Here is a 12,065-nt window from a genome sequence, read left to right on the forward strand (position 1 = left end):
GGCGGCATCTCTCGTGGTCACCACGATCCGTGGCGTTGATTTCTGCGGACCGGGGCTACTACTGCCATCGTAGTGGCATACTCCGGTGTTGCGTCACTGATCAGGCGTCGCTCTGAAAACACGCAGTCCCGCCTTTAGCACCATGGAAGGCGGGCTGCGCCGCGGTTAGGCTGCGGGGACGATCAGTCCCACCGTTTCCAGGTGATGGGTGTTCGGGTAAAGATCAAAGGCACGCAGCGATTCCAACCGCCAGCCACCTTGATGGAAGTAACCCAGATCACGCGCAAAGGATGCCGGATCACAAGACACATAGGCGATTGCCCGGGGTCCGGTGGCCATCAATTGCTTAACCACGGCCTTGCCGGCACCGGCGCGCGGTGGATCCAGGAGCAGCGAGTCGAAGCTGCGGGCGCGTTGGTGCAGGACCCGCTCGACGCGTCCCTGCACGATTTCCACCTGGGATTGACCGTGCAGGTTCTTGCGGGCGTCGCGGCTGGTGCCCGGCGCGCCCTCTACGGAAAGTACAGACCCGGTCACTCCGACCGCGTCCGCCAAAGGTGCCGTAAACAGCCCCGCGCCGGCGTAGAGATCGGCAACGGCAGCCCCGGGCTGCAAGTACCCTCCCTGGGAAAGATAGCCCGTCACGGCGCCCACCAGCGTGTCCGGGGCATCCTTGTGGATCTGCCAAAAACCCTCACCGGTCACCCGGTAGTCATGGCCGGCGGCTGTTTCCTGCACCCAGGTCCTCCCCCGCAATTGCAGCACTTCGCCCTTGCCGGGATCGAAGCTGGCCACGGAGACGTCTTGGGGCAACTGAGACACGATACTGTGCAATCGCTTGGGGCTCGTCGATTCTTCGGGGGCCAGCAGGATCAAGGGCCGCGAACCGTTGGAGGGAACGGCTACTTCCACACGGGTAATGCCGGACAGGTCAAGGTCCCACAGCTTCAGGTCGTTGACGCCCGAAAGCGCCAGCGGCATCTCCTTGATGGGAAGCACCACGTCTGATCGGTGCGCGTGCATGCCCAACCGGCCTTTGGGAGTCACCGCGAAGCTGGCGCGCGTACGCCAGCCGAGTCCGCCGTCGTGATTGTCCCCCACAGCTTCCACCTCTGTGGCGAGGTCCAGCCCGGCAAGTCGCTTGAGCTGCTCTGCCAGCACTTCGGCTTTCAGTGCGCGCTGGCGCTGCAAGGATATGTGTCCAAGCTCCGCGCCTCCCACCGGCGCCGTGCCGCGGCTCCACGAGCCCAGCGAATCCGCCTGCTTCCAGAAGTGCGGAACACGGTCCGGTGAGCCTTCGAGGACCTCAACGACGTCGGCACGCCAGAAGCGCGACGCGTCACCGGAGTCGGTCAGACGGATGCGGACTTTTTCTCCCGGGATGCCGTGCCGGACGAAGATGACACGCCCTTCGTGCCGGGCGACGAAGTGCCCTCCGTGGGCTATGGGGCCGATGTCCACCACCAGTTCAGTGCCGGGCGTGCCCTGGTCCGTGGAGTGGTGGTTACTGCTGTGATGGTGTTGGGGTGAATTGCTGTGGGAGGTCATTTAGGTATCCTGCAGTGCCTTTGCTTCTTCGGACGATTTCAACTGCCACGGGACGCTGGCAACCATGACTCCAGGTTCGAAGTGGAGCCTCGTCTTGATTCTGAGTGCTGTCTGGTTATGGACGAGTTGCTCCCACCATTTGCCCACCACATACTCAGGGATATACACCACGATCAGGTCCCGCGGTGAGTCGCGGCGCATGTTCTTGATGTAATCCATGATGGGCGTCACGGTTTCCCGGTAGGGACTGGCCAGTACGGTCAGCGGAACCGGAATTTCCAGCTTCTCCCAATCGCGGACGGTCTGGGCCGTTTCTTCGGCGCTGATGTCCACGGTGACGGCGTCCAAACGCGAGGGCCTCGACGCCCTCGCGTAAGCCAGTGCCCGAAGCACCGGCTTACGGACGTGTGAAACCAGGAGAACCGCGTGAACCCTGGTGGGAAGTGCGCGGGGTGAGGAGTCCTCGTCCACCGCCAACTCCCTGGCTACGTTGTCATAGTGAGCCCGGATGCTCCACATGATGAGGAAGAGGACGAACATGGCGAGCAGGGCTATCCAGGCGCCTTGCTCGAACTTGGTGATGAGGACAATGACCAGGACCAGGGCTGTCATCCCGAAGCCCAGCATATTGATGGTCCGGGACTTGATAATTCGCCGCCGGACAGCTTTGTCCCGGGCGAGTTTCAGTTCGCGGCCCCAGTGCCGGATCATTCCCAATTGGCTCGCGGTGAAGGAGATAAAGACTCCCACAATGTAGAGCTGGATCAGCTTGGTGACATCGGCGTTGAACGCGAGAATCAGAACCAGCGCCCCTGCTGCCAGCGCAAGGACGCCGTTACTGAAGGCAAGCCTGTCGCCTCGAGTACGGAGCTGCCTGGGCAGGTAGCCGTCCTGGGCCAGGATCGAACCCAGCACGGGGAAGCCGTTGAACGCCGTGTTGGAAGCAAACACCAGGATGATGCCCGTGGCTGCAACTACGACGTAGAACAGTATGGAGCCGGAGCCGAAGATGGTGTCGGCTATCTGGCTGATGGCAGGGGTCTGGATGTAGCCCTCGGGCAGCGGCTTGCCGTCCACCAGGAACTCGCGGGCCGGGTCAAGGACAATGTGCACCTTAGTGGCGTTGGCCAGGTAGAGGATGCCCGCCAGCATGGATGCCGCAACAACGCCGAGCAGCAACAACGTAGTGGCCGCATTCTTGCTTTTGGGCTTCTGGAAATTGGGGACGCCATTGCTGATTGCTTCAACACCGGTCAGCGCGGCCGCGCCGGACGAGAACGCCCGCAACAGGAGGAAGGCCCCTGCCAGCCCCACCAAACCCTCATCAAATCCGGGTGCAGGAACAATGGTGAAATTGGCAGAAGGCGCCTCCCCCAACGTGCCGGTGGCTGCCTGGAAGATGCCCACGGCGGTCATGCCAAGGATGGACGCCATGAAGATGTACGTCGGCACAGCGAACAGCGTCCCGGCCTCCTTGACTCCGCGGAGGTTGACCAGGGCGAGGATGATCACGCCAAGAGTGGCAATCAGTGCCTGTTGGCCGTGCAGCGCCGGGATGGCCGTGGTGAGGTACGTCGCTGCCGAGGACATGGACACCGCAACCGTGAGCACATAGTCCACCAGCAAGGCAGAGGCCACGGTTAGCCCGGCATACTTGCCGAGGTTGACGTTGGCAATTTCGTAGTCGCCGCCCCCGGAAGGATAGGCATGGACGTTTTGGCGATAGGAAGCCACAACTGTGAGCAAGACCACCATGACCGCGAGGCCGACCAAGGGGGAGAAAGCCACGGCGCTGACTCCGGCCAGGGCGAGTGTCAGCAAGATTTCGTCCGGGGCGTAAGCCACTGAGGACAGGGCGTCCGAGGCGAAGATCGGCAAAGCGATGCGTTTAGGCAACAACGTGTGGGACAGGCGGTCATTCCTGACTGGCCGGCCCACCAACACCCGCTTCGCGGCATTCAGAATTGTCAGCACGTTTCTACCGTTATCTCCTCAGAAAATCCCGCTGCATCACTGGCAACTTCGGCCCATCATACGCTGGCAGCTGGCCAGAGTTGATCGGCAGTGCCGGGACCATTCCCCCACTTGCCACCAGTCGCGAACGAGCCTCTATTGATCTCGCCCAGTAGTGCAACGAAGTTGGCGCCAAGCTTAGCTGCGATTACACCAGGCAGCGGCGTGGTTCGGAAGTCAATGGCATCACCAACGCCTTTGACCTTGCCGACTCTCGACAGCACATTCGTCTGCAGCGCCAAGGCGGTCAAAGGATCGCCAGGCTCACTCGCTAGGTCATCGACCCGCGTCCAGATGCTGTCGTACTTGCCGCTGGCGTCGGCGTCATGTAAGTGCGTGAGGTAAAGCTCTCCGCTCATCACAGCGAAGCTGCCCCACGAGCTGACGCCAGTCTCAGGGTTCTTGCCCTCGAAGGCCTGCTCGGCCATGGTGACGCCGATGAGCGCGCTGGCAGACCGCGACTGCTTACGCAGGACCGAACTTAGCTCGGCTGCGTGGTCGCGGGTGATTGATGCGCTCAAAGCGTCGGACGAAGGCAGCCCTTCGAGAACTGCCTTCGTCCTGCCGGCCGCGTAGCGGCCACAGCCGTAGACGTAGACCTCACCCTTGGACCCATCGGAACTCGGCTGGTAGGCGATCATCACGACCTTTGGGTGGTCAATGTTCGCCGCCTCCTTGCTGATCTCAACTGCGTTGGTCAGCATGTTGGCCAGCTCGATTGGGTTGATGGCGAAGCTGACGCTAAGCAGAAGCGCTCACCACCTCGCCAGTAACGTGCTGGGCCTCCGTGAGGCCCTTGCCTGCGGATATGGCGTAAGCGTAGGCCAGGTCGTTGCGGGCTGCCTGTTTGGTCGAGAGGTCCTTTTCAGCCTTGGCTACGGCATAGTCAGCAGACCGCTGAAGTTCGTCGAGATGGGCTTCAATCTCTTCCTTGGTTGCATGAAAGATGAGCAGCTCAACGTCCCCGCCGAAGACCTTGGATTCGATCTTGAAGCCGTCACTGTGATGAGTCGAGTATTCGACGGCCGTGATGGCCGCATCTTCGCCGTTGAAGAGCACCGAGGTGACAACGCCGAAGCTAATGCTGTAGCCGGAGTAGTCCTTGTTGAGGCGCTTGTAAACGTCGCCCTCGCGAAGGGTTGTGATGGTAACTGCTGTGGCCGAAGCCTGGACCAAATGCTTGGTATCCAATGTGTATCCTCTCAAAAAGAAAGCCGCCTAAGGGCGGCTAGTGGCTTGGTTGCTGGTCGATCCACTGGTCGATGAAGCCCATGACGTCCTCGGCGGAACCCTCAAACAGGATGCGATTGCCCTGCCCGTAGTCAACGTAGACGTTGCCGGTGTGATCTCCGTCGACGATCTCGTCAGCGAAGCCGTGGATGGACGTCATTGAGATGAAGGCGCCGGGGAAGCGGATCAAGTCGTGGCCCATCATGCGGCCACCGCCTCAAGCGCAGCGAAGCGTGCGCTGTTCAGCTGGTCAAGGAGAGTGCTCCACGAGTGGCCAGCCTGATCCTTGTCGTCGATCGTCATGGCCAGCTCGTAAGCCTCGGCGTCCAATACGTCGATTAGCACCATCCAAGGCTCCAGCACAAAGCTGCGAGCCGGATCGTCGGTCGGCAGAAGCTCGTCAATCAGCAGATCAAGCAGCCGGTCGTTGAGAGTCATGCTGCTGGCCGTTTCATCGAGCGGCCGTATGGCCGCCTCGAAAGCGTCGAGCAACTGGACGCTGTCAAACTGCAATCGGGGGTTCATGCTGCGAGCTTCTTTGCGAGACGCAGCCCGCCGGACTTGCCGAAGTAGAGGAATGCTAGAACCATGGCAGCGTCGGTCAACATGTTCACGAGATACCAATTCAGCGGCAGGTCGGGCTTCGGCCCGAGCGTGGTTCGGGCGATGGCTGACCCAATGATGGCCACGCCCAGCAGTGACCAGCCGGTAATCGAGTACTTCCTGGAAAGGCTCATCAGGCCACCAACCCTTCGACCATGTCTTCCTGGAGTTCGACACTGACGGCCAGCGACTCTGCGCCAGACGTGCGGCGAATCTCGACAGGGTGATCGGGGTCAAGGGTAAGGGTAGTTCCGCCAATGTTGACGAAGTAGAACTTGCTGTCAGAGACGACAGAGTCGAGGCGGCCCATGTAGACCAGGCCGGCCTTTTCGACTGCTGCCAGCTGACTGACGTTCCGCAACTGAAGTTGCTTAGCTGTAATTCGCAATTGATTCCTTAGGTCGGCCACGCAGCCCCAGCTTCGTGGCATGAAAAAAGGAGCCACGACTGTGACTCCTGAAAGTTAGGCGAAGATGCTGCTTGGAGTTCCCCGCAGGACTGCGAGTATCTCCGCGACATCCACCTTGCCGCATCCCCAGTCGTTCTCGATGAGGAAGATTGCCTGCTTGATTCGACGCTCCGCGTCACTCTCGGATTCGGCCATCAGCGCCACCCAAGGAAGCGACCGTCAATCAGTCGCACGCCGTCGGCAGTCCGCTCGGCGATCATCTTGAGTGGGACGGCGTAGCCGTTCACATCCAGGAACTTGCTGCGGTCGAGTGTCATGATGCCTCCAGCTTCAACGCGGCGGCCAAGATGCCCTCGGTCGCGCCGACCTCGCGGCCAGCTTCATAGTCACTCAAGACGACATCCGTCGCGTGCTCGGCATCCATTCGCTCCTCGTACCAGCCGCGAAGGGTGGAAGCAGCGGCTGCAAGCGTGACCCCCATAATGTGCTTCGTGCGATCACGGCTAACTGACGACGCGAATCCGCAGAGGCATTGTTGGCCGTGGATATGGTGGATTGATTCGACCGTGAAGAGGGCGGCGTCCAGTTGCGCGCTCACTGGCACTCTCCTAGCGCGGCCCAGATGGCGGTGCGGATGGACTGAGCAGTCTCCCGCCGTGCACCATGCCAACCGCGATCAAAATCGTCATCTTGGAGGTCCAGGCCCTGACCGTCGCTTTCCTGCTCAATGTCGTCGCAAGCGACTTCGACAGCGTCCAGTGCGGCGTGCAGCTTCGCAAGGTCCGTAGGTGCGTGGGCGAACAGGGCGGACTCGTCATCGTCCACGCACTTGGCAACTAAGCGCTCGTCCTCAGTGCCTCCGTTTTCAAGTAGCAGAACCCATTTCCGGGTGAGGTCGAGCGAGGTGGTGAGCGGCCCAAGGTCCGCTGCTTCGAGGCGGGCTTTCATCTGCTCCCGGCTCACTGAGCATCATCCAGGCTGGGAACGAAGTCGAGCGATGCCAGCAGCTCATCAACCGCCACACGCTCCGCCTCGGTCTCCATGTACGCAAAGCGCGGCTCCGGCGCATAAAGGTAATCCAGGAAGCCGTTTCGCGTCTGAATGGCATTGCGGCGGCCTGCTTCTGCGCTAATGGATGCATAGGTGCCGATCATCGGCCGGAAGCCGTCAGGACGAAGCGGCAAATCATTCAGACGCCCTTCATGCTCGACAAACTTGCCAAAGGTCTTGATGAGGCCACGTCGCGTGGCCGCAAGCTCGTAGCCGTCGTTGGGCAAGTCGGCTGGTTGTTCTGTCATTTCGTTAGTCCATTCCGTCATAGAGGCTCTGGGAAAGCGCGTCAGCGCTGATCGCGCTGGGCTGGTAGGCAGCGAGCTGCAGAAGCAGCCGCACCCTCGAGTCCTTGCACATTCCGAAGCCATAGCGGTTGTAGCGGTAGCTGCGCTCGAAGGTTGAGATTGGGAAGGGTAGGTCGTCCGTCTCGATGACTAGCCGCTTCATGTGGAGATGCTCGAAGAAGTTCGGATGGCAGATGAGGCGAAAAGTTTCCTTGCCATCCTCGGTCGCCGGCAGCGGCGTCAAGGCCATCTGCGTCACCGTGAAGTCGAAGGAATCGAGAATCTCCTCAGGCGTGCCGAAGATTGTCTGCACGACATCCAGGCGCACGCCGCCCTCAGTCTTGAACCCTGTTGACTTCTCGTTGACATAGATCGGCTCGCCAATCTCTTCCGTAGCCCAGCTGACGACGGAGTCAAATGCATTCTGGTTGAGGAAGAAGACATCGAGGTCTTTGACCTCAGACCTGTCAGTCAACGCATGCTTGAAGGCGCCCCCGGCGACCATGACGTTGCCCCAATGCTCCTCGGGTGTAATGAGCCGGACAATCTCGTCAATCCAAGTGAGATTGCGGAAGTTGTCAGGTGGCAAGTTGATGTAGTCGGTCATGCTGCCACCAATTCTTCTGTCGGATACAGCCACTCGCGGGCAATCGCGGTGGCCAAGTTCAATTCGGCTTGCGTCCAGCCGAAGGGGTCTTTCTCTAGCTTTGGCAAAGTGAGCACGGCATCGTGGACGCCATTCTCGCCGTCCAACGCCGCCTGCAATGATTCGGCGGTACTCAGGCCGCTGATGTCCAAGTGGGAGTGTGCGTATATGTTGCCGTCGCGGAGAGAGTGCGGAATGTTGAGGTCATAGAGCGACCCCGTCCCCCAGCCGGACGTCCCCGCTTTGAAGCCCTTCTCGCGGCCGTAGGTGCCAACAAGCACCCAATAGCCGGGGTTATCCTCCAACCACTGCCCGAGTGCCCTTGTGACAGCGCCCTTATGCTTGCTGCTCGCGCCGACTGCACGAGCCCAGCGGAAGTCGGGTATCTCGCCAAGAACCGGCACCCCGAAGTCGGGAATCTCGTAAACCAGCTCAAGCCCTGGCTTGCGGGTTCTCGGCTTCACGGATGGCGGCTCGGACCACGTCACGGCACTCACTCGCCATCACCAAATCGTGCATATATGGTGTACCGCCGGGGATTCTCTGACGTGCGCACGCAACGCGTTTGCATGCCGCGTGCTACCAGTGGCTTGCATTTGTTGTTGCCGTACTCCGTTGCCACGATTCCCCAGCGGCCGGGGTTCGCTTTTAGTTCCTCAGCGACATCGTCCCAGTGCGACGGTGGATTGCGCCACTCGATAACATTGCTCACTTTTCAGCCGCCAATCGCTGCGCTTCGGCTATCGCCTCGGGGAAGGTGGCGAAGTCGGCCAAGCCCTTGCCACCCTGATAGACGCCCCACGGAAGGTCCATAGAGCCGACAAGGTTGTTTAGCGTGTCGTAGTCGCCGTTATAGACGTGAATGCGGCCCGGCTGCCCCCACGTGTACTCGTCGCTCCCAATGCGCGGCTTGTCATTCACGCAGCCACCGCCATTGCGGCTTGGCTCTTGCAGGTCAGCGCCGGCACTGGCTGGTGGTAGCGCTCCAGCGTTTCCTTGTTGCTCATGTACTGAGCCACCAGGCGCTCACCCTCTCGCTGGTCGCGATTGCGCTGGGCAATGGTCAGCTGCGCGTCAATGCGCAGGATGTTCGCATTGCACCGGCCAATCACCTGCCGGATGGCTGTGTTGCGCCTCTGCTCGGCACGTGCGGCCTCGATGGAGAATCCGCTGGTCTCAGTTGCCTTGGAGTATTTGGCGGCCTTGGTGCCGTCGCTGGCCAATCCCAGCATGCGCCGGGTCTCTGCCTTGATGTTCTTGAGGACTCGCGTGTCACTCGGCGTCAGACCGGTGAAGTATGTGCGGCCGTTTGGAAGCGTCCACTTCACATGGTCGCCGCCTGTCAATCCTTCTCGCACTGCTCCAATCGATTCCAAGTACTCATTGATGTCTCTCGACAAACTACTCATTTTGATGAACTCCCCAGTTCGTTCAATGCGAGCTCCGCTCGCTTGTGCTGCGATTTGCAGTTGGCAGATGCCAGCCGCCGTAGCGCTCTGGCACCCTCGTGGAACTGGCAGGACTTGAACCTGCGACCTCTGTTTTTTTACTGTGCACACCAGCGCTCTGACCTACTGAGCTACGGTCCCGAGCGCATGGCTAGAGCCTCATGCAAAAAGCGACCCGCAATGGAGTCGCTTCTGATCGTGTTGTGAAGTTGTGGCGTTGCTATTCGTCGTAGTGCGCCGTAGTCGCAAACCGCTTGATAACGCCGAGTCGCGCCGTCTCTCTGCGGACAGGTCCAACAACCAGCGCGTCACCCGGCGCAACCAAGCCATCGGGGAGTACGACATACCGACTCTCCGATTGCTCGCACCATCTGCCGGTAAGCCTCGGCTGCCAGGTCTGAGCCGGCTAAGCGCTTTCTAGCCGACCATTGATCGGCTAGCTGACGCACGTATGGAGCATGAGTTTCTATGCGCTCCACTACAGCCAGTCACTCGCCTTGGCCTCGCGCCATTCACGAGCCGCCGTCGGCTCTGCGACTGAATCTGCGTTGAGTACCGCCTCAAGCTGAGCTTGGAACTCACGGTCGGGCTTGTCGATCAGCTCATGAACCGCTGCGGCCGCAGCGTGCTCCCACGCCTCAATGACATGGCGCGGGTTGTTCTCTAGCCTCAGCTTCACGTCATGGAAATAGCTGCCATTGAAGGCCGCATACAGCTTGCCCGCCAATAGGGCGATGTTTACCTGCCGCCAGTCCGGCCGCACATAGTTGCGCGCACCTTCCTCGGCGGCTTCCTGCAACGCGTCCAGCGCCTCGCCGAGGTTCGATTCTACGAACGTGTTCATGAGGCGTTCCTTTCGCGATCGTGTTCCAGCCATTGCTCCAGTCCCTGGAGCGCCTTGTCGTCCTCGGTGTAGTAGGCGATGGAGGCGTTGCCCATGATTTGCCCGAGCCTGAGGTCCGGGTTGTTCCCCCAGTACTCACCAAGGGCGGTGAGTACTTTCGGGATGCGCTGCGGGTCGCGACTCATGCCGCCGCCTCTCGATAAGGGTTGATGTTGACGGCCAACTCAACCGGCGTGCCGTCCGTGTAGGTCATGGCGGCTACCGCCGCATCCCAGCCGATTGCTGCGCCGGTAATGATCGCCGTCGCTTCCTCGTGGCTCATCTTGCGGAACTTTGCCGCTAGATTCTCGGGCAAGCCCTCGGCTAGCGGCTCGCTGCGCGCTTCGTCCACTCGAACGCCGCTCACAACAAGCCTGCCTGCGCCGTAAAGCCTGCCTGACGCGCTTCAGTTGGCGTAACCCACCCGAGGGATGCAAGGCGGCTCAGCAGAATGCCACGGCCGTCTAGGCCGTCGAATGAATCAGGGTTGCTCAGGTCATATTCTTCGCGCACCGTGTCGATGGTGGCCACGAGGTCTTGCAGGTCGATGTCAATGTCCTTGTAAATACTCACGATGCACTCACTTCCGTGACAGGTTGAAATGCGCTGGGACCCGCAGTCGCTACGTGGTAGTCAGCAACGAGCATGATGTCGCCATTGTCGCGTCGGGCGATCAGCTCGACGTCGGGGCGCCCGTACTTCTGGCTCCATGACGAATCGGGCTTGTGAAAGATGCGCTCAACGGTGGCGGTGCCATGCACTATCGCCTCGTACCATCGCTGGCCTTCGCCACGAATGCGGCCGCCGACCTTCAGCTTGCGGAACTCGGTAATCTCCTCGAATCCTCTCGCCAACAACTTGTCAGCCTCTTCCTTGAATCTATCCATCTAACAAGGCACCTCCTGTATTTGCTCGGCCTCAAGGCCGGGCCAAGTAGTTTCGTGGTCATGTTCACCGGCCTGCTTGCAGCACCACGATCCGGGGCCGCAGCAGTCGCCGGAGTCGGGCATACAGCAATGGCCACGACTCTCGAAGAATCGAACAACCCAAGGTCCTGGAAGCATCTTGGTCATTGCCTCTCGGCCTCCTCCTGTAGCAATTCGGCTAGCGGCGTGATGTCTACCTTCAGCGCTTGCAGCACGCCGCCGTAAATGCGCTCCGCACTCTTCGCGTTGAACCTGGTTGCCGCAACGTCCGGCAGACTCTTGTGTGGCATGTGGAACTCGTGCCGCTGGCTTGCAAATCCGCCTTCGTAACGCTCTTCGCTGATACCCATCTGCACTCGGTAAATCTTGCGTGTGCTGTCGTGGCGGACTGACAGGGTCACCTTGACGCGGTACGCGGAGTCATTAGGCGACTCCCCTAGCCAGTGGAATCCCTCAACCGCTCGCCCCTCTATGCGGGCAGTGCGGGCGAACGACAACAACGCGTCGCGGGCTGATCTATGCATGGCCGGCGTGCTCATGACTGCTGCACCTCATAGCCAGCGCCTCGCAGCGCCTCAGCATGATCGACGTAGCCACGGAATGATCCAGACAGCTCGCCCCAGCTGGCAACTTCGCCGGATTCGTCGGCGCCGAAAATGTAGGTCTCCGCACCCCATTCGTTATTGATGCCGGAGACAACGACATGGTCGTGACTGTCGAGCGGCTCGCTCAACTTGTACAGCCGGGCGTCACCGCGAAAGTCGCCGAGTCGCTTGTGAATCTGCGTAGCTGATTTCAACAATGTTCTAGTGCTCATCTTGCTTGCCTCTCTTTTTGAACGTTCCCACCCCGAGAACGACAAAACCACCAGGCAAATTGTCTGGTGGCTAAGTTGCTGCAGGGGGAGTTATGCGGGGTGAATCATGGATTTCAGTAGGTCGAGTGCTGACGCTTGCAGCGCTTCGACAGTGGGCCTCAGCACTTCGTCTGCTGCCGACCTTGCTGCCGACCAAGCTGCCGAC

The 12,065-nt window shown here is 60.4% G+C and carries 24 protein-coding genes and 1 tRNA gene; all 25 read right to left on the reverse strand.

Annotated elements, in window-relative coordinates:
* Positions 1–165 precede the first annotated feature (165 nt).
* Positions 166–1,548, reverse strand: coding sequence for a class I SAM-dependent RNA methyltransferase (locus tag J7I86_RS19000; RefSeq protein ID WP_214822381.1), 1,383 nt, complete (start codon positions 1,546–1,548; stop codon positions 166–168).
* The gene (locus J7I86_RS19005; protein ID WP_214822383.1) at positions 1,549–3,522 is read right to left on the reverse strand and encodes an APC family permease; all 1,974 of its coding nucleotides are present in this window, start codon (positions 3,520–3,522) and stop codon (positions 1,549–1,551) included.
* A 56-nt stretch (positions 3,523–3,578) separates the two neighbouring features.
* The gene (locus J7I86_RS19010) at positions 3,579–4,265 is read right to left on the reverse strand and encodes a hypothetical protein (protein WP_214822385.1); all 687 of its coding nucleotides are present in this window, start codon (positions 4,263–4,265) and stop codon (positions 3,579–3,581) included.
* Positions 4,266–4,302: 37 nt separating this feature from the next.
* Positions 4,303–4,752 (reverse strand): hypothetical protein, encoded by a 450-nt coding sequence (locus J7I86_RS19015; protein ID WP_214822387.1) that lies wholly within the window; start codon positions 4,750–4,752, stop codon positions 4,303–4,305.
* 37 nt (positions 4,753–4,789) lie between these two features.
* Positions 4,790–4,996 (reverse strand): hypothetical protein, encoded by a 207-nt coding sequence (locus tag J7I86_RS19020; protein WP_214822389.1) that lies wholly within the window; start codon positions 4,994–4,996, stop codon positions 4,790–4,792.
* Complete coding sequence (locus J7I86_RS19025; RefSeq protein ID WP_214822391.1) at positions 4,993–5,316, reverse strand: hypothetical protein; 324 nt, start codon at positions 5,314–5,316, stop codon at positions 4,993–4,995. The genes J7I86_RS19020 and J7I86_RS19025 overlap by 4 nt, the downstream gene beginning before the upstream one ends.
* Positions 5,313–5,528, reverse strand: a complete 216-nt coding sequence (locus tag J7I86_RS19030; RefSeq protein WP_214822393.1) for a hypothetical protein — start codon at positions 5,526–5,528, stop codon at positions 5,313–5,315. The genes J7I86_RS19025 and J7I86_RS19030 overlap by 4 nt, the downstream gene beginning before the upstream one ends.
* Positions 5,528–5,782 carry a hypothetical protein gene (locus tag J7I86_RS19035; RefSeq protein WP_214822400.1) on the reverse strand — a complete coding sequence of 85 codons (255 nt, stop codon included), beginning with the start codon at positions 5,780–5,782 and terminating at the stop codon, positions 5,528–5,530. Before J7I86_RS19035 ends, J7I86_RS19030 begins: the two co-directional genes overlap by 1 nt.
* Before the next feature lie 75 nt (positions 5,783–5,857).
* Positions 5,858–5,998, reverse strand: a complete 141-nt coding sequence (locus J7I86_RS19040; protein WP_214822402.1) for a hypothetical protein — start codon at positions 5,996–5,998, stop codon at positions 5,858–5,860.
* Positions 5,998–6,120 carry a hypothetical protein gene (locus J7I86_RS22960; RefSeq protein ID WP_286180024.1) on the reverse strand — a complete coding sequence of 41 codons (123 nt, stop codon included), beginning with the start codon at positions 6,118–6,120 and terminating at the stop codon, positions 5,998–6,000. Before J7I86_RS22960 ends, J7I86_RS19040 begins: the two co-directional genes overlap by 1 nt.
* Positions 6,117–6,401, reverse strand: coding sequence for a hypothetical protein (locus tag J7I86_RS19045; protein ID WP_214822404.1), 285 nt, complete (start codon positions 6,399–6,401; stop codon positions 6,117–6,119). The genes J7I86_RS22960 and J7I86_RS19045 overlap by 4 nt, the downstream gene beginning before the upstream one ends.
* The gene (locus J7I86_RS19050; RefSeq protein WP_214822406.1) at positions 6,398–6,766 is read right to left on the reverse strand and encodes a hypothetical protein; all 369 of its coding nucleotides are present in this window, start codon (positions 6,764–6,766) and stop codon (positions 6,398–6,400) included. Before J7I86_RS19050 ends, J7I86_RS19045 begins: the two co-directional genes overlap by 4 nt.
* Positions 6,763–7,101 (reverse strand): hypothetical protein, encoded by a 339-nt coding sequence (locus tag J7I86_RS19055; RefSeq protein ID WP_214822407.1) that lies wholly within the window; start codon positions 7,099–7,101, stop codon positions 6,763–6,765. Before J7I86_RS19055 ends, J7I86_RS19050 begins: the two co-directional genes overlap by 4 nt.
* A 4-nt stretch (positions 7,102–7,105) precedes the next feature.
* Positions 7,106–7,747: a hypothetical protein gene (locus tag J7I86_RS19060; protein WP_214822409.1), complete on the reverse strand. Its 642-nt coding sequence runs from the start codon at positions 7,745–7,747 to the stop codon at positions 7,106–7,108.
* Positions 7,744–8,283 carry a hypothetical protein gene (locus tag J7I86_RS19065; RefSeq protein ID WP_214822411.1) on the reverse strand — a complete coding sequence of 180 codons (540 nt, stop codon included), beginning with the start codon at positions 8,281–8,283 and terminating at the stop codon, positions 7,744–7,746. Before J7I86_RS19065 ends, J7I86_RS19060 begins: the two co-directional genes overlap by 4 nt.
* Positions 8,284–8,494: 211 nt before the next feature.
* On the reverse strand, positions 8,495–8,707 hold the full coding sequence (locus J7I86_RS19070; protein WP_214822412.1) for a hypothetical protein: 213 nt from the start codon (positions 8,705–8,707) through the stop codon (positions 8,495–8,497).
* Positions 8,704–9,144, reverse strand: coding sequence for a hypothetical protein (locus J7I86_RS19075; protein WP_214822414.1), 441 nt, complete (start codon positions 9,142–9,144; stop codon positions 8,704–8,706). The genes J7I86_RS19070 and J7I86_RS19075 overlap by 4 nt, the downstream gene beginning before the upstream one ends.
* Positions 9,145–9,294: 150 nt before the next feature.
* Positions 9,295–9,375, reverse strand: a tRNA-OTHER gene (locus J7I86_RS19080).
* A 337-nt stretch (positions 9,376–9,712) separates the two neighbouring features.
* Positions 9,713–10,078 carry a hypothetical protein gene (locus J7I86_RS19085; protein ID WP_214822415.1) on the reverse strand — a complete coding sequence of 122 codons (366 nt, stop codon included), beginning with the start codon at positions 10,076–10,078 and terminating at the stop codon, positions 9,713–9,715.
* Positions 10,075–10,263 (reverse strand): hypothetical protein, encoded by a 189-nt coding sequence (locus tag J7I86_RS19090; RefSeq protein ID WP_214822417.1) that lies wholly within the window; start codon positions 10,261–10,263, stop codon positions 10,075–10,077. Before J7I86_RS19090 ends, J7I86_RS19085 begins: the two co-directional genes overlap by 4 nt.
* Entirely contained in the window at positions 10,260–10,484 is a 225-nt protein-coding gene (locus J7I86_RS19095) for a hypothetical protein (protein ID WP_214822419.1), read from the reverse strand. The genes J7I86_RS19090 and J7I86_RS19095 overlap by 4 nt, the downstream gene beginning before the upstream one ends.
* Entirely contained in the window at positions 10,481–10,690 is a 210-nt protein-coding gene (locus J7I86_RS19100) for a hypothetical protein (protein WP_214822421.1), read from the reverse strand. Before J7I86_RS19100 ends, J7I86_RS19095 begins: the two co-directional genes overlap by 4 nt.
* A complete protein-coding gene (locus J7I86_RS19105; protein WP_214822423.1) occupies positions 10,687–11,004 on the reverse strand; it encodes a hypothetical protein in 318 nt (105 codons plus the stop codon). Before J7I86_RS19105 ends, J7I86_RS19100 begins: the two co-directional genes overlap by 4 nt.
* 182 nt (positions 11,005–11,186) lie before the next feature.
* Complete coding sequence (locus J7I86_RS19110; protein ID WP_214822425.1) at positions 11,187–11,582, reverse strand: hypothetical protein; 396 nt, start codon at positions 11,580–11,582, stop codon at positions 11,187–11,189.
* Complete coding sequence (locus tag J7I86_RS19115) at positions 11,579–11,860, reverse strand: hypothetical protein (RefSeq protein ID WP_214822426.1); 282 nt, start codon at positions 11,858–11,860, stop codon at positions 11,579–11,581. The genes J7I86_RS19110 and J7I86_RS19115 overlap by 4 nt, the downstream gene beginning before the upstream one ends.
* Positions 11,861–12,065: the final 205 nt, after the last annotated feature.

The organism is Arthrobacter sp. ISL-95, from assembly GCF_018613695.1.
In the GTDB taxonomy this organism is placed as follows: domain Bacteria; phylum Actinomycetota; class Actinomycetes; order Actinomycetales; family Micrococcaceae; genus Arthrobacter.